This window comes from Coprococcus sp. AF99-45 (assembly GCF_027663865.1).
Classification (GTDB): Bacteria; Bacillota; Clostridia; order Lachnospirales; family Lachnospiraceae; genus Allocoprococcus; species Allocoprococcus comes.
Genome location: NZ_JAQDGZ010000024.1, coordinates 1 through 23076 on the forward strand (window position 1 = coordinate 1; position 23076 = coordinate 23076).

Sequence of the window (23076 nt, forward strand, 5' to 3'; positions counted from 1 at the left end):
AATCGAGTTTTTTCACATCCCCACAAAAATTTATTATTTTTTATTGTCCTCTTGACGGGGAGCATACCAGAAATGATCTGAAAAGTATGGTTCCTTTTTGAAAAAGCGAGGGAGAAAGAAGAGACTTTCCCTGTGAAGTTTCTGATAAATATCAGGAAATCTTACACCGGCAAAGATACCACTTCTCGATCAGTCCGATCAGAGCATAGAGCAGCATGGCGATCACGCAGAGGATGCAGATGCTCATCAGCAGCCAGTCGAGCTTGAAGACCTGACTGCCGTAGATGATCATATAGCCAAGTCCTTCCCTGCCGCCGATAAATTCTCCGATGATCACGCCCACCAGACAGAGCCCGATATTGACCTTCATGGTGCTGATGATCGCCGGAATGCAGCTTGGGATCACTACCTTGGAGAGGGCATGGAGCCGGTTTCCGTGAAGAGTGTAGATGAGCATGATTTTATCTGGGTCTACTTCGGAAAATTCGGAATAGAGGTTCAGTATGCTCCCGAAGATTGCAACAGACATTCCGGCAATGATAATTGTTGTGCGGTTTGCGCCGAGCCAGACAATGAGAAGCGGAGCAAGCGCAGATTTTGGCAGACTGTTCAGGACGACCAGATAAGGCTCCAGGATTTCCGAAAGCTTCCGAAAGAGCCAGAGAAGGACGGTGACAAAAAGGCTGAAGAAGATTACCAGGATAAAACTGACCAGGGTTTCGTAAAGAGTCACTCCGATATGACGGAAAATACTGCCGTCACCGGTCATTTCCAGAAAACACAGGGCAATCCGGGAGGGGCTGCTGAAGATGAAGGAGTCGATGAGTCCTGTATTTGCCGAAAATTCCCAGAGGAAGAGAAAGGCAAGCAGGATGGAGACTCTGGAAACGGCAACGATCCGTTTATGTCTGCGGTGCATATTCAGGTAATGCAGCTGGTTTTTTGAAAGTTCATTCATCCGGGTTCAGCTCCTTCCAGATCAGATTGAAATAAGTCTTAAATTCCGGGGCATTGCGGCGGGCAAGCGGGGAAAGTCCCGGATCAGAAAAGGAAACATTGACCGTCTGCCCAATGGTTGCCGGACGGCTTGTGAGAACAAGGATCCGGTCAGCAAGACTGACCGCTTCGGCAAGGTCATGGGTGACAAGGATCGCTGTTTTTTTCTCTTTTTTGATAATCTGCCCGATATCATCACTGACATTTAACCGGGTCTGATAATCCAAGGCAGAAAAGGGTTCATCCAAAAGCATGATATCCGGCTTCAGGACCAGCGTGCGGATCAGCGCGGCTCTCTGGCGCATTCCCCCGGAAAGTTCGGATGGTTTTGCATTTGCAAAGGCATTCAGGCCGTATTGTGTAAGAAGGGCTCTTGCCAGTGCGCGGGAACGGGCAGTCAGTGCATGCTGAATCTCGAGACCGAGAAGAACGTTCTGATAGATGGTACGCCACTCAAGAAGTTCATCCTTTTGCAGCATATATCCGATGCCGGAAGTATTGTCCGGATGATAGCTGCCGTTTATTTTGATGAGACCTTTTTCCGGGGTGAGAAGACCCGCAATCAGGTGGAGCAGTGTAGATTTTCCGCACCCGGAGGGACCGACCAGAGCAATAAATTCCCCTTCGCGGACCGAAAAGGTGATGTCTTTCAGGGCGTAGGTTTCTCCTTCCAGTGTATGGTAAGCATAATGAACGTTTTTCAGTTCCAGTTCATATTGCATGATAATCCTCCAGATACAGAAACGATCATAAGTCTTTTACTTACAGTTTATGAGAAATAAAAAAAAGCGTGTGTGCATCTGGCTGGAATGGAGCGGAAAAAGAAAAACAGAGCAGAAAAGATATTGTGCGAAGAGAACAGCTGCACTATAATAAGAAACAAATCTGCAATATGAGGAGAGATGAACAGATGCAGAAAAAGAATTACCAGAAAGAACTGGATAAAAAGATAGAACAGATCGTATCGGAAAAGAAGGTTCCACGTCTGTTCCTTCACAGCTGTTGTGCACCATGCAGCAGTTATGTGCTGGAATATCTGTCGGAATATTTTGAGATTACGGTCTTTTATTACAATCCGAATATTTTTCCGGAATCCGAATTTGAAAAACGGATCCACGAACAGAAGAAGCTGATCCGTGAGCTTCCGGCGAAACATACGATCCATTTTCAGGCGGGAAATTATGACAGTGAAAAATTTTACGAGATGGCGAAGGGACTGGAGATGATTCCGGAAGGTGGAGAGCGGTGCTTCAGGTGTTATGAGCTCAGACTCCGGGAAGCTGCGAGATTTGCAAAAGAAGGCAGATATGATTATTTCACCACAACCCTTTCCATCAGTCCGCTGAAAAATGCACAGAAGCTGAATGAGATTGGTGAGCGGCTTGCCGGGGAATATGGAGTGGCTTATCTGGTTTCAGATTTTAAAAAGAGAAATGGATATAAGCGTTCAACCGAGCTGTCAAAGATTTACGGACTTTACCGCCAGGACTATTGTGGCTGTATTTATTCCAAAAATCAGAGAGAACGGGAAAAGAAACTTCGGGAGGAAGAGGAAAGTTCTGTGAAAAGTTAAGAGGGGAACTTTACAGAATCCGACATTCTATGGTACACTAAAGCACAGAATTACGTTGAAGAAAAGAGGGAAAGCTATGGCACAGTTATGGGGAGGACGTTTTACGAAAGAAACCGACAAACTGGTTTATAATTTCAATGCGTCCATTTCATTTGATAAACGATTTTATGAGCAGGATATCCAGGGCAGCAAGGCGCATGTTATGATGCTTGCAAAGCAGGGGATCCTGACAGACGATGAGAAGCAGCAGATTCTGGACGGACTGGAAAGCATCCGCAGGGATGTAGAGAGCGGAAAGCTTGAGATTACAGAGGAATACGAAGATATCCACAGTTTTGTAGAGGCAAATCTGATCGACCGGATCGGGGATGCAGGAAAGAAGCTGCATACCGGAAGAAGCCGTAATGACCAGGTTGCACTGGATATGAAGCTTTATACAAGAAGTGAGATCACCGCACTGCAGGGACTGGTTGTGGATATGCTCCGCGAACTTCTTGCGATCATGAAGGACAACACCGAGACGATCATGCCTGGATTTACCCATCTGCAGAAAGCGCAGCCGATCACACTGGCACACCATATGGGTGCTTATTTTGAAATGTTCAAAAGAGACCATATGCGTCTGAAAGATATTTACAAAAGAATGAATACCTGTCCGCTTGGATCCGGAGCACTTGCAGGAACTACTTATGATCTGGACAGAGCATACACCGCAGAGCTTCTCGGATTTGACGGACCGACACTGAACAGTATGGATTCGGTATCGGACCGTGATTATCTGATCGAGCTGATGAGTGCTCTATCTACGATTATGATGCATTTAAGCCGCTTCTCAGAAGAAGTGATCATCTGGAATTCCAATGAATACCAGTTTGTCGATATCGATGACAGCTACAGCACCGGAAGCAGTATCATGCCACAGAAGAAGAATCCGGATATTGCGGAACTTGTTCGTGGAAAGACAGGACGTGTATACGGTGCACTGACTTCGATCCTGACTACAATGAAAGGAATTCCGCTTGCTTACAATAAAGATATGCAGGAGGACAAAGAGCTGGTATTTGATGCCATCGATACCGTGAAAGGATGCCTGGCTTTATTTACCGGAATGCTCGCAACCATGAAGTTCAACAAAGAACGTATGCTGGAAAGCTGCAGACACGGATTTACCAATGCAACAGATGCAGCTGACTATCTGGTAAATCACGGGGTACCGTTCCGTGATGCACATGGAATCGTAGGAAAGCTGGTACTTTATTGCATCGATAAGAAGATTGCGTTAGATGATATGTCACTGGAAGAATATAAGGAGATCTCTCCGGTATTTGAAGAAGATATTTATGATGCGATCAGCATGGAGACCTGTGTCAATAAGAGAAATACGATCGGTGCACCTGGACCGGAAGCTATGAAAAAGGTGATCGCGCTTCACGAAGCGTATCTGGAAGAGTGCTAATCGTTATAAGGAAAATGAGCATTGCTGGTCACAGGTACTGGGAACAGTAACATGAGCGTTAATAAGTAGACATAGTTTTTCAATTGTCAGGGTTGAAAAATGTCGGAAAATGCGCTATGATATACAAATCACGCGTACAAATGTACGCATTAAAAAGACAAAACAGGAAATGAGGACATAAAAATGGATCAGAAATTAAGAGTAGGTATTCTTGGTGCAACAGGAATGGTAGGACAGAGATTTATCTCTCTGTTGGAAAATCATCCGTGGTTTGAGGTAGTAACACTTGCTGCAAGCCCGCGTTCCGCAGGAAAGACATATGAAGAAGCAGTCGGAGACCGCTGGAAAATGGACACTCCGATGCCGGAAGCAGTCAAGAAGATCGTTGTACATAATGTCAACGAAGTAGAAGAAGTTGCAAAGACAGTTGACTTTGTATTCAGTGCAGTTGATATGTCAAAAGATGAGATTCGTGCGATCGAGGAAGCATACGCAAAGACAGAGACACCGGTTGTATCTAATAACAGTGCCCACAGATGGACACCGGATGTACCGATGGTAATCCCGGAAGTAAACCCGGAACATTTTGCAGTCATCGAAGACCAGAAAAAGCGTCTTGGAACTACAAGAGGATTTATCGCAGTAAAACCAAACTGTTCGATCCAGAGCTATGCGCCTTGCCTTGCAGCATGGAAAGAATTCGGACCGAAAGAACTGGTTGTTACAACCTACCAGGCAATTTCAGGTGCAGGAAAGACCTTTAAAGACTGGCCGGAAATGGTAGAAAATATCATTCCATTCATTGGTGGAGAAGAAAAAAAGAGCGAGCAGGAACCGCTTCGTGTTCTCGGCAGAGTTGAAAATGGACAGATCGTAAAAGCAGATTCTCCGAAGATCACATGCCAGTGTGTACGTGTACCGGTTCTTAACGGACATACCGCTGCCGTATTTATCAATTTTGAAAAGAAACCAACCAAAGAGCAGCTGATCGAAAAACTGGAAAGTTTCAAAGGCTTCCCGCAGGAAGCAGAGCTTCCGAGTGCACCGAAGCAGTTCATCCGCTATATGACAGAAGACAACCGTCCGCAGGTGAAACTGGATGTAGATTATGAGAACGGAATGGGAATTTCTATCGGACGACTCAGAGAAGATTCCCTTTACGATTATAAATTTATCGGACTTTCTCACAATACAGTCCGCGGTGCGGCAGGAGGAGCTGTTCTCTGTGCTGAGACACTGACTGCAAAAGGTTTTATCACAAAGAAATAGCTTTTGCAGGAAAGTTTAAAAGAAGTTAACTTTTCTTTCTTCTGATTCAGTGGTAGAATGAAATTATACCAGTGTAAAGGAAGAGTGAAGGTGGGCTAATATGAAAAAAGAAATGCAGAACTATACACAGAACAGAGAACTGTCCTGGCTGAAGTTCAATCAGAGGGTACTGGAGGAAGCAAAGGATTCTTCAGTACCCCTTCTTGAAAGAATGAAGTTTGTATCCATTTTTACAAGCAACCTGGATGAATTTTTTATGATCCGCGTAGGAAGCCTGTATGATATGTCGCTTACGGATAACAGCACGATCGACAGCCGTTCGGGGATGAATCCGAAAGAGCAGCTGGATGCAATCTTTGCGGCTGTAGCACCATTGTATAAAGAGCGGGACAAGACTTACTCGGAAATCAAGAAGCTGCTGAATCCATACGGTGTCTGTGGACTATCGATAAAAGAGCTGGAGCAGCAGGAAAAGAAGTATGTGAAAAAGTACTTCAAAGACCAGATCCTACCGATCCTGTCTCCACAGATCGTGGATGCCAATCATCCATTCCCACATCTGCTCAATAAGGAACTGTATGTGATCGCAAGTCTGAAGCAGAATGGAACTTCCATGATTGGAATCGTACCGGTTCCACAGTTTGTGTCAGATATTTTATATCTTCCGGGCCATGATATCCGTTATATCCGTATGGAAAAGGTGATCATGGAATATCTGGATGTGGTGTTCGACAAATACGAGGTATCGAACAAGAATTATATCTGCGTGACAAGGAATGCAGATGTGTCGCCGGACGATGAGGCACTGGAGATCAATGATGATTTCCGCCTGCTGATGCAGGAAACCCTTCACAAGCGTCGCAGAATGGCAGTAGTCCGCATGGAGACAGCGGAGCCGCTGGATAAGGAACTGGAAAAGTATTTCTGTGACAAATTTAAGATCACACCGGCACAGATCTACCGGACCAAGATGCCGATGAAGCTGGATTATATTTTTTCGATTATGGATAAGGTTCCGGCATCGCTGAAACGTTCTCTGATCGACGAACCGTTTACTCCGCAGCCGTCCCGCTATCTGACGGATGGAAAAGTGATTCCGCAGGTAAAGAAAAAAGATATACTTCTTTCTTATCCGTATGAGAGTATGGATCCGTTTCTGCGTATGATCAAGGAAGCGGCTTATGATCCGACCGTTCTTACGATCAGGATCACAATCTACCGTCTGGCAAAGAAGGCACGGCTGGTAGAGTACTTATGTGCAGCGGCCGAGAACGGCAAAGAGGTTACGGTTTTGATCGAGCTGAGAGCCAGATTCGATGAACAGAACAATATTGACTGGTCCGAACGTCTGGAAGAAGCAGGATGCCGTGTGATTTATGGATTTGAAGGTTATAAGGTGCATTCCAAGATCTGTCTGATCACTTACCGGAACCGCAACAATATCGAGTACATTACGCAGGTGGGAACCGGAAACTACAATGAAAAGACAGCGACGATGTATACGGATGTGTCGCTGATCACAGCGGATAAGGGAATCGGAGAGGATGCAGCCGTCTTCTTCAAGAATATGTCCATTGGCAATCTCAATGGAAGCTATCAGCACATTATTGTTTCACCGACCAGTCTGAAACCAAAGGTGCTTTCACTGATGGACGAGGAGATCAAAAAGGGAACGAACGGACGGATCATCATGAAGATGAATTCTGTGACAGATGTAGATTTTATCCAGAAGGTTTCCGAGGCATCGAATGCAGGGGTGAAGGTGGATCTGATCGTCCGTGGGATCTGCTGTATTCTTCCGGGAGTCAAAGGGTACACAGAGAATCTCCGTGTGACCAGTATTGTCGGACGTTATCTTGAGCATCCGCGTATTTTCCTTTTTGGAACCGGAGCGGATCAGAAAATCTATATCGGTTCCGCAGATATGATGACGCGTAATACGGAAAAACGCGTGGAAGTGGCATGTCCGGTTTACGATGAAACTATCAGGAAACAGCTGACACATATGCTGAAGATCATGCTTGCGGACAATGTAAAAGCGCGGGAATTAAAGAGTGACGGCAAATACTACATGAAAGAAAAAGGAACTTCAAAAGTCAATTCCCAGGAATATTTTATGCGTGAAGCAATCACCGTCAGACATCCGGAAGGACGGACAAAACAAAGCTTCGTTGATAAAATCCGGAAGATTTTTCGAAGAAAATAATTTGTTTTATGTTCTGAATATGATATGATAAAAAAGTGGAGCTGGTATCAGCTTCACTTTTTAAACGCTGTGAGAGTTGCTATAGCGTGAAAATACAGGAGTACAAAATTATTATATGGGTAAATCGGTATATATTGCAGAAAAGCCGAGTGTGGCACAGGAATTTGCCAAGGCACTGCATTTGAATTTGAAAAGAAAAGACGGATATCTGGAATCAGATGAGGCGATCGTAACCTGGTGTGTTGGTCATCTTGTCACGATGAGTTATCCGGAAGTATATGATGAAAAGTATAAGAGATGGTCTTTGCAGACACTGCCATTCATTCCGCAGGAATTTCTCTATGAGGTGATACCGGGAGTAAAGAAGCAGTTTGAGATCGTAAAAGGAATACTGACCAGGAAGGACGTAGACCGGATTTATGTCTGTACCGACTCGGGAAGAGAAGGGGAATACATTTACCGTCTGGTGGAACAGATGGCAGGCGTAAAAGGGAAAGAACGCCGGCGTGTGTGGATCGATTCCCAGACGGAGGAAGAGATCCTCAGAGGAATCCGTGAGGCGAAGGATCTGTCAGAATACGATAATCTGTCAGCTTCGGCTTATCTCCGTGCGAAGGAAGATTATCTGATGGGAATCAATTTTTCCAGACTTCTGACACTCAAATATGGAAACAGCATTTCAAATTATCTTGGGAATAAATACACGGTTGTATCTGTCGGACGTGTGATGACCTGTGTCCTTGGAATGGTCGTAAGGCGGGAACGGGAGATCCGTGAATTTGTTAAAACGCCGTTCTATCGTGTGATCGAATCGGTAAATGTAGACGGACATACTTTTACCGGTGAGTGGCGTGCAGTGAAAGGTTCGGCTTATTTTGAGTCTCCAAAGCTCTACAAAGAGAATGGATTTAAAGAGAAAGAGGAGGCCAAAAAGCTGATAGCTGTTTTGAAAGAGGGAACATCCCCTCTTACCTGCCGGATTGTATCCATCGAAAAGAAAAAAGAGAAAAAGAATCCGCCACTTCTGTTTAACCTTGCAGAACTTCAGAACGAATGCTCCAAACGGTTCAAGATCAGTCCGGATGAAACGCTCCGCATTGTGCAGGAACTTTACGAGAAGAAGCTTGTCACCTATCCGAGAACAGACGCCAGAGTGCTTTCGACGGCAGTATCAAAGGAGATCACAAAGAACCTGAACGGGCTGAGTAAATACCAGATGGCTGCACCATATATGCAGGATATTCTGCATTACGGAGCATATAAAAATCTGGCAAAGACGCGTTATGTCAATGACAAGCAGATCACGGATCATTATGCGATCATCCCGACAGGACAGGGACTTTCAGCATTGAATTCGGTATCTGCAACAGCTCATCATGTGTATGATGTGATCGTCCGGAGGTTTCTGAGTATCTTCTATCCTCCGGCAGTTTATCAGAAAGTGGCGTTGGTAACACAGATCGGAAAAGAACAGTTTTTCTCCAACTTCCGTGTACTTGCGGAAGAAGGATATCTGAAGGTGGCAGGGGTCCCTGCACCAAAGAAAAATGCAAATGGAAATGACGCGGAAGGAGATGGAAGTGATAACAATGTGGATCTGGATGTCGCATTTTTTGCATCCATCCAGAAGTTAAAAAAAGGTGATATCCTGGATGTGAAATCACTGGATATCAAAGAGGGAGAAACTTCACCGCCGAAGAGATACAATTCCGGTTCCATGATCCTTGCGATGGAAAATGCAGGTCAGCTGATCGAGGATGAGGAACTTCGTGCGCAGATCAAAGGAAGCGGGATCGGAACCAGTGCGACCAGGGCGGAGATCCTGAAAAAGCTCTTCAATATCAAATATCTGGCATTGAATAAAAAGACGCAGGTGATCACACCGACGCTTCTTGGAGAAATGATCTATGATGTGGTGTTGAATTCTATCCGTTCACTTCTGAATCCGGAGCTGACGGCAAGCTGGGAAAAGGGGCTTAACTATGTGGCAGAGGGAGAAATTACATCGGATGAATATATGACAAAACTGGATCATTTTATTGTCAGCAGAACCAACGGAGTACTGGGACTGAATAACCAGTATCAGTTAAGAAGCTGCTATGACAGGGCAGCAGCATTTTATAAAAAAGAAACCAAAGGCAGAGCATCGAAAGGAAAGAAAGAATGAAAGAAATGACGGTTAAAGAAATGTATACGCTGGAAGAGACGATCGCAAAGGATTTGTTTGAAGGAGTGACCTACCCGTGGGAAGTACTTCCGAAAATCAGCAGTTTTATCCTGGAACTGGGTGCGTCTCTTCCGGAAGAAGAGTATGAAAAACGTGGAGAAAATGTGTGGGTTGCCAGATCCGCAAAGGTTGCACCGACTGCATTTATCGGCGGTCCGGCGATCATCGGAAAGGACGCAGAGGTAAGACACTGTGCGTTTATCCGTGGAAATGCGATCGTAGGAGAAGGGGCAGTTGTCGGAAATTCTACCGAGCTGAAAAATGTGGTCCTCTTCAATAAAGTACAGGTTCCACATTATAATTATGTGGGGGATTCAATCCTTGGATACAAGTCACATATGGGAGCAGGTTCTATCACATCTAATGTGAAATCCGATAAAAAACTGGTGGTTGTAAAGACGCCGGAAGGAAATATCGAGACCGGTATGAAAAAGTTCGGCGCGATGCTGGGTGACCATGTAGAAGTTGGATGTGGAACCATTCTGAACCCGGGAAGTGTAGTAGGACCGCATACCAATATTTATCCACTTTCTTCGGTGAGAGGATTTGTGCCGGGAGGAAGTATTTACAAATGTGCAGGTGAAGTAGTTGAAATGAGACAGGAGTAATGTCGGATGAAGCTTACAATACTTGGAACGGGAAATGCAACAGTAACGGAATGCTATAATACATGTTTTGCCCTCTCGGATGGAAACAGGCATTTTCTGGTGGATACCGGCGGCGGAAACCGTATTTTAAAGGTGTTAAAAGACACCGGGATCCAGCTGGAAGACATTCACGATATTTTTATTACCCATGAACATATCGATCATCTTCTGGGCGTGATCTGGCTGATACGGATGATCGGGCAGAAGAAGATCGGCCAGGGAAAATATGAGGGGAATCTGCGGATCTACTGCCATGAAGAGCTGGCAAGATCAATCCGCATGATCGCAGAGCTTACAATCCAGAAAAAGGTGACGAAATATTTTGATGACCGGATTCTTTTTGTGCCGGTGCATCACGGAGAGACAAAGGAAATCCTTGGCTGTCCGGTCACTTTTTTCGATATTTTTTCCACGAAGGCAAAGCAGTTCGGGTTTACGATGCTGCTTCCGAACGGAGTGAAGTTTACCTGCTGCGGTGACGAACCGTACAATGAGAAAGATTATGAATTTGTGAAAGGCAGCGACTGGCTGACCCATGAGGCGTTCTGCCTGTATGGAGAAGCAGATAAGTTCAAGCCTTATGAAAAACACCACAGTACTGTGAAAGAAGCATGTCAGCTTGCCGAGGAGCTTCAGATTCCGCATCTGATCTTGTATCATACGGAAGAGATGCATCTTAAGGAGAGGAAAGAGCTTTATACGCGGGAAGGACGGGAGTACTATCACGGGAAGTTGTTTGTACCGGATGATCTTGAGGTGTTTGAGCTTTAGATTGCAGGACGGGCGGTCTGCGGGAAAATAGAAGACGGACGCGCTTTTAATAAAATAAACCGGACAGATTTAGTTGTGCAGGGCATTCCGATGAGTCTCCGAATGCGAAAATTATGTCAGCAATGGCTTCCGAGAAGAAGTGTTCTGGTTGTGGGGGAAGGGGGAGATGTGGTATGATGGGGGAGTCAGAAGCTTTGAGGATCTGGGCGAGAAAGGTTTTCGGGAGGGGTTCGGTTTCTTCTCCGGGGAAGGTGAGACGTGTGGATCTGATTTAAAAATGTAGTTGACAAACCAGAACATATGTACTAATATAGAACCAGAACAAACATTCGTTCGATGGAGAGCGTGGGCGAAGAATCTGGGATAAGGAGATTAATGATGGCGAATAATACAATGAATGATGAGAATAAAAAGAAAGCATTAGACGCAGCAATTGCAAAGCTTGAGAAAGATTTTGGTAAGGGAGCAGTTATGAAGCTGGGTGATCCGGCGGCACAGGTGCATGTTGAGACGGTTCCGACCGGTTCTTTGAGTCTGGATCTGGCACTTGGTGTTGGCGGCGTTCCGAAAGGACGTATTATTGAAATTTATGGACCTGAATCAAGTGGTAAGACGACAGTTGCATTACATATGATCGCAGAAGTACAGAAAAGAGGCGGCATTGCGGGATTTATCGATGCAGAGCATGCACTGGATCCGGTATATGCGAAGAATATCGGTGTAGATATTGATGAACTTTATATTTCACAGCCAGACAGCGGAGATCAGGCATTGGAGATTACTGAGACAATGGTACGTTCCGGTGCGATTGACATTATCGTAGTCGATTCTGTTGCAGCACTTGTTCCGAAGCAGGAGATTGAGGGTGATATGGGTGATACACATGTAGGTCTGCAGGCAAGACTGATGTCACAGGCACTCAGAAAGCTGACACCGGTTATCAGTAAATCAAACTGTGTTGTAATCTTTATCAACCAGCTGCGTGAGAAGGTTGGCGTTATGTTCGGTAATCCGGAGACAACAACGGGTGGACGGGCACTGAAGTTCTATTCATCTGTCCGTATGGATGTCCGCAGAACTGAGACTCTGAAGCAGGGCGGAGAGATGGTTGGTAACCATGTCCGCGTGAAGATCGTGAAGAATAAAATTGCACCTCCGTTCAAGGAAGCAGAATTTGATATCATGTTCGGAAAAGGAATTTCCAGAGAAGGAGATATCCTGGATCTTGCGACGAAGATTGATCTGGTCAATAAGAGTGGTGCATGGTATGCATACAACGGAGAAAAGATCGGTCAGGGACGTGAGAATGCAAAGTCTTATCTGACAACACATCCGGAGATTATGGAAGAGATTGAAGAAAAAGTCCGTGCGCATTACGGAATCGGTGCAGAAGGGCAGGAAGCAGAAGAACCGGCACAGGCTGCTCCGGCAGATGCTGAAGAAGTGATGGATGAGGAAGAATAAAACATATGATGAGAATTACCCGAATCGAGCCAGTTACAAAGACAAAGTATCGGGTATCTGTTGATGAGCAGTTCGCCTTTGTGGTTTACAAAGGCGAACTGTCCCGTTTTCACCTGAAAGAAGAGTGTGAATTGACAGAGGATACTTATGCAAAGATCAAAGAAGTCCTTTTGAAGCGGGCAAAGCTTCGTGCGATGCACCTGCTGAATGACATGGCAAGAACTGAATCCCAACTCAGAGATAAATTAAAGCTGGGCGGCTATCCATCGGAGATCACCGAAGCGGCGATTGCCTATGTGAAATCATTTGGATATATCAATGATGACGCCTACATTCGGAACTTTATAGACAGCAGGAAAGATAAAAAGAGCAGACGGGAGATTTATGCCCTTCTGAGACAGAAGGGCGTGGATATGAACCGGGCAGAAGAGATCATGGAAGAGATGTATGAAGAGCATTCCGATCAGGAAGCAATCCGGGAGCTTCTTCGCAAAAAACACTGGGACTTTGCCTGTACAGATCCGAAAGAAAAGCAGAAAATATATGGATATTTGGTGCGGAAAGGATTTCGTTACGAAGATATCCGTCAAGTAATACAAGTTTGCGATTGGAATGCTTGACATATTTGTGAAAACAGTATAGAATTTAAGTGTTGTATTTGTACAATGAAAACTAAATAAGGAGGTGCTCCTGTGCTGATACCTATAATTATTGCTGTAGTTGTTACGCTTATAGTAGTAATGCCGGTTACTTATTTTGTTACTGTTTCCAAGTTGAAGAACGATGCAAATTCTAAAATTGGGAACGCTGATGTAAAAGCAAGAGAAATTATTGATGATGCTTTGAAGACAGCAGAGACAAAGAAGAAGGAAGCACTTTTGGAAGTAAAGGAAGAGTCCATCAAGACAAAGAATGAACTTGAAAAAGAGACTAAGGAACGCAGAGCTGAACTTCAGCGTTATGAAAAGCGTGTACTTTCAAAAGAAGAATCTCTGGATAAGAGATCTGCGGCAATTGAGCAGAGAGAGACTGCATTTACTGCAAAAGAGACAGCGATGAAGCAGCGGGAGGCTGAAGTTGAAGAACTCAGCCAGAAAAGAGTACAGGAACTAGAAAGAATCTCAGGACTTACCTCCGAACAGGCAAAGGATTATCTATTAAAAACTGTTGAAGAAGATGTGAAACATGACACTGCCAAGATGGTGAAAGAGCTTGAAACACGTGCAAAGGAAGAGGCTGACAAGAAGGCGAAAGAGTATGTTGTCACCGCAATCCAGAGATGTGCGGCAGATCATGTGGCTGAAACTACGATCTCGGTAGTTCAGCTTCCAAGTGACGAGATGAAGGGTAGAATTATCGGACGAGAGGGACGGAATATCCGTACTCTTGAGACACTGACAGGAGTAGAGCTTATTATTGATGATACTCCGGAGGCAGTTGTTCTTTCCGGATTTGATCCAATCCGAAGAGAAGTGGCAAGAATTGCACTGGAGCGTTTGATCGTAGATGGACGAATCCATCCTGCAAGAATTGAAGAGATGGTTGAAAAAGCGCAGAAAGAAGTAGAGACTATGATGCGCGAAGAAGGAGAGGCAGCAGCACTTGAAGTTGGTGTACACGGCATCCATCCAGAACTGATTCGTCTTCTTGGACGTATGAAGTTCAGAACGAGCTACGGTCAGAATGCACTGAAGCATTCAATCGAGGTTGCTCAGCTATCCGGATTGCTTGCGGGCGAGATCGGGCTGGATGTCCGTATCGCAAAGCGTGCAGGTCTTTTACATGACATCGGTAAATCGATCGATCACGATGTAGAAGGTTCACATGTTCAGATTGGTGTAGACCTTTGTAGAAAATACAAAGAGTCGCCGCTTATTATCAACGCGGTAGAAGCACATCATGGTGATGTAGAACCACAGTCTCTGATTGCAGGCGTTGTTCAGGCAGCAGATGCGATTTCGGCTGCAAGACCAGGTGCAAGAAGAGAAACCTTGGAGACATACACAAACAGATTAAAACAGTTAGAAGATATTACCAACCAGTTTAAAGGGGTTGAGAAGTCATTTGCTATTCAGGCGGGTAGAGAGATTCGCGTAATGGTAGTTCCAGAACAAGTATCTGATGATGATATGGTATTGCTGGCAAGAGATATTTCAAAACAGATTGAATATGAATTGGAATATCCAGGTCAGATTAAAGTAAATGTAATCCGGGAATCCCGTGTTACAGATTATGCTAAATAACACGATAATCAGAAAACGACAGCCGTCCAAAAGATTCGGTCTTTTGGATGGCTGTATTTAATTTACGCGAGCAACGAGCCAAAGTCCGCGCTTGCACGAGACTTGGCGACTGCCGCGATAACTTGAGAAACTCACGGAGCGTGTTTCTCATAGTTGTGTGAAAAGGAAGAGGAAAACGGATGAAAAAAGAAATCAAACGTGTAAAAAGAGAAAGGGTATATCAGGGAACAATTGTTGATGTATACAAAGATTATATGGAGTTTTCCAATGGAAATCATGAGGTGTGGGACTATATCCACCACAAAGGGGCTGCTGCTGTGATACCTGTGATGGATGACGGCAGACTCCTGATGGTAAGACAGTACCGGAATGCACTGGACCGCTTTACACTGGAGCTTCCGGCAGGAGGGCTGGACCAAGCGGATGAACCGGGACGAGACTGTTCAGCAAGAGAATTGGAAGAAGAGACCGGATATCACAGTGATGATCTGGAATGGCTGATCACGCTTCGAACAACTGTAGCACTTTGCAACGAAAAAATCGAAGTTTATGTTGCACGAAACCTGATCCGTACCCATCAGCATCTGGATGAGAATGAATTTGTGAATGTAGAGGCACATACGGTTGAAGAATTAAAGCAGATGATCTTTGAAGGAAAGATTGAAGATTCCAAGACTGTAGCTGCTATCCTTGCCTATGATGCAAAGTATAACAGATAAAGTGAACGCATAATTGACAACTCCGGTCATATAATGAACTATGTGAAATTATTGGAGGCCGGAATGTGGAATTTTATCGGAAGAAATATCAGCTGCCCATGCTATATCTGATCGGTTTTGGAATGGGTATCTTATATGCTAATTTTATTGCGAAAAATTATGTTACGATGACTGGAATTTTCCATGAATATTTTCTAAATCAGTATACACAGGTGAAAATCATAAATGAAGATTACCTGTGGTACCTGCTCAGATGGAGAGTGATGCCTCTGGCGTTAGCGGTCTGTGTGGCAAATCTGGGGTTTCGCAGACTGACAGCAGCCGGAATCCTCCTTTGGACAGGCTTTGCAGCCGGGATACTGTCTGTGGCGGCAGTTTTAAGGATGGGCCTTTGCGGAATGCTGTTGTGTATTGCCGGTATTTTCCCGCAATATATTTTTTATGTACCGGCATATCTTCTATTGATCCGGTATTATTATCGTTATCCGCAAAGTGAATGGAATGGAACAAAAACAGGATTTACTGTTATGATGATCGTGGCGGGAATTTTGTCTGAGGTATATTTAAACCCCGAGATTGTCCGCTGGTTTGTGAAGGTTCTTACATAGCAAGAATGTGTTCGCCACATTTTAGCGTCAGGTGATAGAAAATGGCAGAAATCCCTCTTACTGAACAATTCGGTAAAGAGGACTTTCTGCCGTTTTTTATCGCCCTTGTTTTATCAGGAGAAACATGCAGCAGCCAAATGTAAGAAGCTGGCTTGCAAGCAGTGCCCACAGATAGCCAAGAATCCCGAACTGCGGAATCAGAAACAGAACACCACAGATTCGTACTGCCAGGGTAAACAGATTGATCAGAAAAGTTTTTCCGGCAAGATCCAGACCATTTAACACACTGATCAGTGCGGTGTTACTATAAAGAAAAGGACAGATAAATGCTAGTGTTAAGATATAATTTCCGGCTTCTGGTGTATGAAAGATCCGTCTGCTGATAAAGCCGGATGCGATAAAGAAAAATAGCAGGCAGGCAAAACCAAGAAACAGGCAGAAAAAAATAACTTTCCGTAAAAGCTGCGGAAGAGCATGCTTTTTCTGAGCATCCGGCATACTGGCAACTTCGGGGAGGAGCATTGTGGAGATGGAATTGGTGAGGGCAGATGGAAATAAAATGCAGGGAAGGGCAATTCCGGTCAGAATTCCGTAGGTGCTAAGAGAAGCGGAGATACTCATTCCATACTTTTGCAGGGCAAGAGGAATAGAAATTGCTTCCAGACTCTGAAAAAGATTCAAAAGGACTCTGCTTGCGGTCAGTGGAAGGGCAGAAAAAAGCAGGGGAGGAACAGCAGAAAGAGCCGGCTCCCGGTGTGGGGAGAAAGGTTGCCCGGCAGTTCTGAGCTTATGGATGCAAAGAAAAGTGGCTGCAATTTCACCACCGACAATTCCGAGGACAGCAATTGCGACAGATGGTGTAAAAGCGGTATGAGCATCGGCTGTATAGAGGAAGATAACAAAAAAGATCCGGACCAGCTGTTCAAATAATTGGGAGAGGGCAGGAAGCCGGATCTGCTTGAGCCCCAGAAAGTAACCACAGCTGCAACTGTGCAGAGCTGCAAATGGAAGTGCATATGCTATCAGGAAGATGAGAGAGGCGCATCGGGGATCACCAAGTATGACTGTGGTGAGGAAAACAGCATTTTTCTGCAACAGAAAAAGACAGCAGATGGAAAGAAAAAGAGAACAAAGCAGTGCTGCTTTCAGGTAAGAATAAGCTTTTGCAGACTGCTTTTTTGCAGAAGAGGCGGCAACCAGGCGCGCCAGAGCCGTCTCGATCCCTGCTGAAGTTGCAGCATAAGCAAGTGTGTAGACAGGGAAAATCAGCTGATACAGACCGATTTCTTCTGCAGGGAAAGATCTGCTGAGAAAAATACGGTAAAAAAATCCCATTACACGGGTGAGAATGCCGACTACAGTAAGGATAAAAGTTCCTTTCAGGAGAAAATGTTTTTGTGACATAGCAGCTCCAAAGGCATTTTTGTTTTAAAATATATGCAAGAAAGAGCCTTGACAGAACATAACAGAGGTGATATCCTCAATTTGCAAGAAATCCTAGTAAAACAGTGGGATATAAAAAATAAAGAGAAGGTGATGGATTGAAGATCTCAACGAAGGGTCGTTATGGTTTGCGCGCCTTTATCGATCTTGCGTGTTATGGCGCAGAAGAACCGGTTTCCATCAGCAGTATATCAGCCAGGCAGGAGATATCGGAACGATATCTGGAACAGCTCATGGCGAAGCTGAAAAAGGCAGGTCTCGTCAAGAGTATCCGTGGAGCGGGAGGAGGATATCGGCTGGCAAAGGATGCGGCGGAAGTTTCTGTTGGTGATGTACTCAGAGCACTTGAAGGAGACCTGGAACCTGCGACTTGTGCAGCACTTCATTCGGAAGACAGCTGCGAGATCCAGGGCAGCTGTATCACGAAATATGTCTGGAAGAAAGTCAATGAAAGCATGGCACAGACGGTAGACAGTATTATGATAAATACCCTTGTGGAAATGAATAAAGAAATAAAGAAAGAAGGACAAAAAGATGAGTAAATTAATTTATTTGGATAACGCAGCAACAACAAAAACTGCACCAGAAGTTCTGGAAGCAATGCTGCCATATTTTACAGAGCAGTATGGCAATCCTTCTGCGATCTACAGCTTCGCATCCCATAACAAAGATGTTGTGGCAGAACAGAGAGAAAGAATCGCAAACGCACTCGGTGCAAAGAGCAACGAAATTTATTTTACAGCCGGCGGATCAGAGTCTGACAACTGGGCACTCAAAGCAACCGCTGAGGCTTATCAGAATAAAGGAAAACATATTATCACAACCAAGATCGAACATCATGCGATCCTGCATACAGCAGCTTATTTGGAAGAGCGTGGGTTTGAAGTGACTTATCTTGATGTGGATGAATACGGAAAAGTAAATCCGGCAGATGTGGAAGCAGCAATCCGCCCGGATACCATCCTGATCTCTGTAATGTATGCAAACAACGAGATCGGAACAATTGAACCGATCAAAGAGATCGGTGAGATCGCCCACAAACATGGTATCCTGTTCCACACAGACGCCGTACAGGCTTTCGGACAGGTCCCGATCAATGTAGATGAATGTCATATTGATATGTTAAGTGCCAGCGGACACAAGCTGAACGGACCAAAAGGAATCGGATTCCTCTATATCAGAAAAGGCGTGAAAATCCGTTCCTTCGTTCATGGTGGGGCACAGGAAAGAAAACGTCGTGCAGGTACAGAAAATGTTCCGGGTATTGTTGGAATCGGTACAGCAACAAAACGTGCTATCGCTACGATGGAAGAACGTACAGCAAAAGAGCGCGAGATGAGAGATTATCTGATTAAACGTGTGATGGAAGAAATCCCGTACACCAAGCTGAACGGACATCCGACAGACCGTCTGCCAAATAACGCAAACTTCTGCTTCCGTTTCATTGAGGGCGAATCTATGCTGATCCGTCTTGATATGGCAGGAATTTGCGGATCCAGTGGATCTGCATGTACATCCGGATCTCTTGATCCATCCCATGTACTTCTTGCAATCGGACTGCCGCACGAGATTGCGCATGGATCTCTGCGCCTGACTCTGAATGAAGAGATCACAAAAGAAGACATTGATTATGTAGTAGATCAGCTTAAGACAATCGTAAGCGATTTACGCGGAATGTCACCGCTTTATGAAGATTTTGCAAAAAAACAGAATAAATAATTCGATAGAAAATACAGCTTTAGGAGGAATTTACAATGTATACAGAGAAAGTAATGGATCATTTTCAGCATCCACGTAATATGGGAGAAATCGAGAACGCAAGCGGAGTGGGTACTGTTGGTAACGCCAAATGTGGTGATATCATGAGAATCTACCTTGATATTGATGATAACGGAATTATTAATGATGTAAAATTTAAGACATTCGGATGTGGCGCGGCTGTTGCAACAAGCAGTATGGCAACAGAACTTGTAAAGGGAAAACATATTTCAGAAGCAATGCAGGTAACAAACAAAGCCGTTATGGAAGCACTTGACGGACTGCCGCCGGTTAAGGTACACTGTTCTTTACTGGCAGAGGAGGCAATCCATGCAGCGCTGTGGGATTATGCAGAGAAGCACGGGATCAAGATCGAAGGACTCCAGAAGCCGAAGAACGATATCAGTGAAGGTGAAGAAGCAGAAGAGGAAGAGTATTAGAATTTTCTGCAGGAGAAAAGAGAATGGCAAAAAAGAAAGTGGTAGTCGGAATGTCAGGTGGTGTCGACTCATCGGTAGCGGCATATCTTCTGAAAGAACAGGGATATGATGTGATCGGTGTGACGATGCAGATCTGGCAGGACGAAGAATCGAAAATACAGGAAGAAAACGGCGGATGCTGTGGACTCAGCGCGGTAGATGATGCCAGAAAAGTTGCGGCACAGATCGGGATTCCGTATTATGTGATGAATTTCAAGAAGGATTTTCAGGAGAAGGTAATCGATTATTTTGTGGATGAATATTTGCATGGCCGGACACCAAATCCGTGCATTGCGTGTAACCGTTATGTAAAATGGGAATCTCTTCTTACACGGAGCATGGAGATCGGAGCAGACTATATTGCAACAGGTCACTATGCGAGAGTAGAACAGTTGCCGAACGGACGCTATGCGATCCGGCATTCGGCAACCTGGTCAAAAGACCAGACCTATGCGCTTTATAATCTTACCCAGGATCAGCTGAGAAGAACGCTGATGCCTGTCGGTGAATACGAAAAAGACCAGATCCGCGAGATCGCAAAAGAGATCGGATTGCTGATTGCGAACAAACCGGACAGTCAGGATATCTGTTTTGTATCCGATGACGATTATGCATCTTTTATTGAAGAAGAAAGTGACCAGAAAATCCCGGAAGGTAATTTTGTAACACCGGACGGAAAGATCCTGGGACGGCATAAAGGAATCATCCACTATACGATCGGACAGAGAAAAGGACTTGGACTTTCTCTTGGGTATCAGGCATTCGTGCTTGAGATCCGTCCGGATACGAATGAAGTTGTGATAGGGACGAATGAAGATCTGATGACGACGCGGGTCCGTGCAAATAAGCTGAACTTTATGACAGTAGAGGATCTGGAAGGTGAGATGCGCGTATTTGCCAAAATCAGATACAACCATAAAGGGGACTGGTGCACAGTCCGCAAAACGGGAGAAGATGAGATAGAGTGCATCTTTGAGACACCGCAGAGAGCGGTTACACCGGGGCAGGCACTGGTACTGTATGATGGAGATTATGTACTTGGAGGCGGAACAATTCTGGGATAGCTCAGAATTGTTCTGCTTTTTGGTATATTGGGACCGTACTGCAATCCAACAAATGATTTGCGGGAAAGCCGGGTGGATTTACACATGAAGAATGACAAGGAGGAAAAATTATGAGAGCGGACTGCCATATGCACACTTATTTTTCCGGAGATTCAGAGGCAAAACCGGAAGATATGGTTCTTGCAGCAATCGATAAAGGACTGGAAGCAATCTGTTTTACGGATCATGAAGATATTGATTATTTTTGTGATGATATTGAATTTGTGTTTGATCCGGAAACCTATTTTAAAGAGCTTGGAGCACTGAAGGAAAAGTATAAAGAGAAGCTGGATATCCGGATCGGTGTGGAGTTTGGACTTCAGCCACACCTTGCGAAGAAAGCAAAAGCATTTACCGCGGCAAATCCGTATGATTTTGTGATCGGATCCATGCATGTGGTTGGTGGGAAGGATCCTTATTATCCTGAGTTCTTTGAGGGGATTTCGGATGAAGAGGCCTACCGGATGGCACTTCAGGAGACAATAGCCGATATCAGGGCTGTAGCGGATTTTGATGTGCTCGGACATCTGGATTATGTGGTACGCTATGGAAAACATCGGGAACAGGAATATTCTTACGGCAGATTTGCGGATGAAATAGATGAAATCCTGCGGTATCTTATCGAACACGGAAAAGGGCTGGAAGTCAATACGGCAGGACTGAAGTATGGCCTTCCTTTTGCACACCCGCATCCGGATGTGTTAAAAAGATACAAAAAGCTGGGGGGAGAGATCATCACCGTCGGCGCAGATGCACATAAACCAGAGCATGTAGGGTATGATTTTAACATAGTTGACAATATTCTCGAAGCATGTGGTTTTAAATATTATGCAGAATTCATAAAAAGGGCCCCGGTTTTCAGAAAAATAAAGTGAAAAAAGGGGATTGAATTTTTGTTCTGAATTTAGTACAATAAATTACAGTTGATAAATCTTAAACAATGATAAGATTTATCAAGAAAAATGTAACTGTTATATACAGTAATACAATTTATCTTTAGGAGGACTAAATCATGGCAGTAAAAGTAGCAATCAATGGATTTGGACGTATTGGACGTCTTGCATTCAGACAGATGTTTGGAGCAGAGGGATTTGAGATCGTAGCAATCAACGACCTAACATCTCCTAAGATGCTGGCTCACTTATTAAAATATGATTCAACACAGGGAAAATATGAATTAGCTGATAAAGTATCTGCTGGAGAAGACTCCATCACAGTAGACGGAAAAGAAATCAAAATCTACGCTAAAGCTAATGCAGCTGAACTTCCATGGGGAGAAATCGGAGTAGATGTAGTTCTTGAATGTACAGGATTCTACACATCTAAAGCAAAAGCTCAGGCACATATCGATGCAGGTGCTAAACACGTTATCATTTCTGCACCGGCAGGAAATGACCTTCCTACAATCGTTTACAATGTAAACCATACACAGCTTACAAAAGATGACGCAATCATTTCTGCAGCTTCTTGTACAACAAACTGTCTTGCACCAATGGCTAAGGCTCTTAATGATCTTGTACCGATCAAATCTGGTATCATGTGCACAATCCATGCTTACACAGGTGATCAGATGACTCTTGACGGACCACAGAGAAAAGGTGATCTGAGAAGATCTCGTGCAGCAGCAGTAAACATCGTTCCTAACAGCACAGGAGCAGCAAAAGCAATCGGACTTGTTATTCCGGAACTTAACGGAAAACTTATCGGATCTGCACAGCGTGTACCAACCCCTACAGGATCTACAACAATCCTTACAGCAGTAGTTGAAGGTGAAGTTACTGTAGAACAGATCAACGCAGCTATGAAAGCAGCTTCTAACGAATCATTCGGATACAACGAAGATCAGATCGTTTCTAGCGATATCGTAGGAATGAGATTTGGTTCTCTCTTCGATTCTACTCAGACAATGGTACTTCCGCTTGACAACGGAACAACAGAAGTACAGGTTGTTTCTTGGTATGACAATGAAAACTCTTACACAAGCCAGATGGTAAGAACAATCAAACACTTCGGAACATTACTTTAATCCGTAACGTTTGTTTGGACAGGCTGAATTGATTCTTACTGGAATATTCCAGAGTTAGACTCAAGCAAGGGTCCGGTCTACATGGACC

Annotated in this window: 21 protein-coding genes; 18 read left to right on the forward strand and 3 right to left on the reverse strand. The window is 44.5% G+C overall.

Translation table 11 applies throughout. The annotated features are described in order from the left end of the window. Positions 1–151: 151 nt before the first annotated feature. Both PGR14_RS13625 and PGR14_RS13630 read right to left on the reverse strand, forming a co-directional pair. On the reverse strand, positions 152–958 hold the full coding sequence (locus PGR14_RS13625; protein WP_055260500.1) for an ABC transporter permease: 807 nt from the start codon (positions 956–958) through the stop codon (positions 152–154). Beyond that, complete coding sequence (locus PGR14_RS13630) at positions 951–1718, reverse strand: ABC transporter ATP-binding protein (RefSeq protein WP_270223584.1); 768 nt, start codon at positions 1716–1718, stop codon at positions 951–953. Before PGR14_RS13630 ends, PGR14_RS13625 begins: the two co-directional genes overlap by 8 nt. 188 nt (positions 1719–1906) lie before the next feature. Here PGR14_RS13630 and PGR14_RS13635 point away from each other — a divergent pair, with 188 nt between their 5' ends. From PGR14_RS13635 to PGR14_RS13690, 12 genes are all read left to right on the forward strand, one after another. Next, positions 1907–2569: an epoxyqueuosine reductase QueH gene (locus PGR14_RS13635; protein WP_055260570.1), complete on the forward strand. Its 663-nt coding sequence runs from the start codon at positions 1907–1909 to the stop codon at positions 2567–2569. Between the two features lie 76 nt (positions 2570–2645). Beyond that, positions 2646–4025: an argininosuccinate lyase gene (gene argH / locus PGR14_RS13640; RefSeq protein WP_008372312.1), complete on the forward strand. Its 1380-nt coding sequence runs from the start codon at positions 2646–2648 to the stop codon at positions 4023–4025. A gap of 183 nt (positions 4026–4208) precedes the next feature. Then, entirely contained in the window at positions 4209–5294 is a 1086-nt protein-coding gene (asd, locus tag PGR14_RS13645) for an aspartate-semialdehyde dehydrogenase (protein ID WP_270223585.1), read from the forward strand. A gap of 100 nt (positions 5295–5394) precedes the next feature. Next, positions 5395–7500 carry a polyphosphate kinase 1 gene (gene ppk1 / locus PGR14_RS13650; RefSeq protein ID WP_055248284.1) on the forward strand — a complete coding sequence of 702 codons (2106 nt, stop codon included), beginning with the start codon at positions 5395–5397 and terminating at the stop codon, positions 7498–7500. Positions 7501–7615: 115 nt separating this feature from the next. Continuing rightward, positions 7616–9667 (forward strand): DNA topoisomerase, encoded by a 2052-nt coding sequence (locus PGR14_RS13655; protein ID WP_055260501.1) that lies wholly within the window; start codon positions 7616–7618, stop codon positions 9665–9667. Next, the gene (locus PGR14_RS13660) at positions 9664–10335 is read left to right on the forward strand and encodes an acyltransferase (RefSeq protein ID WP_008372303.1); all 672 of its coding nucleotides are present in this window, start codon (positions 9664–9666) and stop codon (positions 10333–10335) included. Before PGR14_RS13655 ends, PGR14_RS13660 begins: the two co-directional genes overlap by 4 nt. A 6-nt stretch (positions 10336–10341) precedes the next feature. Then, on the forward strand, positions 10342–11145 hold the full coding sequence (locus PGR14_RS13665; protein ID WP_055156598.1) for an MBL fold metallo-hydrolase: 804 nt from the start codon (positions 10342–10344) through the stop codon (positions 11143–11145). Between the two features lie 393 nt (positions 11146–11538). Continuing rightward, positions 11539–12609 (forward strand): recombinase RecA, encoded by a 1071-nt coding sequence (gene recA, locus PGR14_RS13670; protein WP_055156721.1) that lies wholly within the window; start codon positions 11539–11541, stop codon positions 12607–12609. A gap of 8 nt (positions 12610–12617) precedes the next feature. After that, a complete protein-coding gene (locus PGR14_RS13675; protein ID WP_055156726.1) occupies positions 12618–13229 on the forward strand; it encodes a regulatory protein RecX in 612 nt (203 codons plus the stop codon). Positions 13230–13301: 72 nt separating this feature from the next. Next, positions 13302–14852, forward strand: a complete 1551-nt coding sequence (rny, locus tag PGR14_RS13680; RefSeq protein ID WP_008372294.1) for a ribonuclease Y — start codon at positions 13302–13304, stop codon at positions 14850–14852. Between the two features lie 179 nt (positions 14853–15031). Then, on the forward strand, positions 15032–15571 hold the full coding sequence (locus PGR14_RS13685) for an NUDIX hydrolase (RefSeq protein ID WP_008372292.1): 540 nt from the start codon (positions 15032–15034) through the stop codon (positions 15569–15571). Between the two features lie 65 nt (positions 15572–15636). Continuing rightward, positions 15637–16179 (forward strand): hypothetical protein, encoded by a 543-nt coding sequence (locus PGR14_RS13690; RefSeq protein ID WP_070098602.1) that lies wholly within the window; start codon positions 15637–15639, stop codon positions 16177–16179. Positions 16180–16275: 96 nt separating this feature from the next. On the opposite strand, the gene PGR14_RS13695 is transcribed toward PGR14_RS13690, so the two are convergent. Next, positions 16276–17583: an oligosaccharide flippase family protein gene (locus PGR14_RS13695; protein WP_055260502.1), complete on the reverse strand. Its 1308-nt coding sequence runs from the start codon at positions 17581–17583 to the stop codon at positions 16276–16278. A gap of 137 nt (positions 17584–17720) precedes the next feature. On the opposite strand from PGR14_RS13695, the gene PGR14_RS13700 reads away from it, so the two are divergent. The 6 genes from PGR14_RS13700 (at position 17721) to gap (ending at position 22988) form a co-directional block, all read left to right on the forward strand. After that, positions 17721–18164: an RrF2 family transcriptional regulator gene (locus PGR14_RS13700; RefSeq protein ID WP_055260503.1), complete on the forward strand. Its 444-nt coding sequence runs from the start codon at positions 17721–17723 to the stop codon at positions 18162–18164. Then, positions 18157–19341, forward strand: a complete 1185-nt coding sequence (gene nifS / locus PGR14_RS13705) for a cysteine desulfurase NifS (RefSeq protein ID WP_022220116.1) — start codon at positions 18157–18159, stop codon at positions 19339–19341. The genes PGR14_RS13700 and nifS overlap by 8 nt, the downstream gene beginning before the upstream one ends. Positions 19342–19376: 35 nt before the next feature. Next, entirely contained in the window at positions 19377–19820 is a 444-nt protein-coding gene (gene nifU, locus PGR14_RS13710) for a Fe-S cluster assembly scaffold protein NifU (protein WP_008372281.1), read from the forward strand. 23 nt (positions 19821–19843) lie between these two features. Beyond that, positions 19844–20923, forward strand: coding sequence for a tRNA 2-thiouridine(34) synthase MnmA (mnmA, locus tag PGR14_RS13715; protein WP_055296687.1), 1080 nt, complete (start codon positions 19844–19846; stop codon positions 20921–20923). Positions 20924–21033: 110 nt separating this feature from the next. Then, entirely contained in the window at positions 21034–21837 is an 804-nt protein-coding gene (locus tag PGR14_RS13720; protein WP_055296685.1) for a histidinol-phosphatase HisJ family protein, read from the forward strand. A 137-nt stretch (positions 21838–21974) separates the two neighbouring features. Further along, positions 21975–22988 (forward strand): type I glyceraldehyde-3-phosphate dehydrogenase, encoded by a 1014-nt coding sequence (gap, locus tag PGR14_RS13725; RefSeq protein WP_008372277.1) that lies wholly within the window; start codon positions 21975–21977, stop codon positions 22986–22988. Positions 22989–23076: the final 88 nt, after the last annotated feature.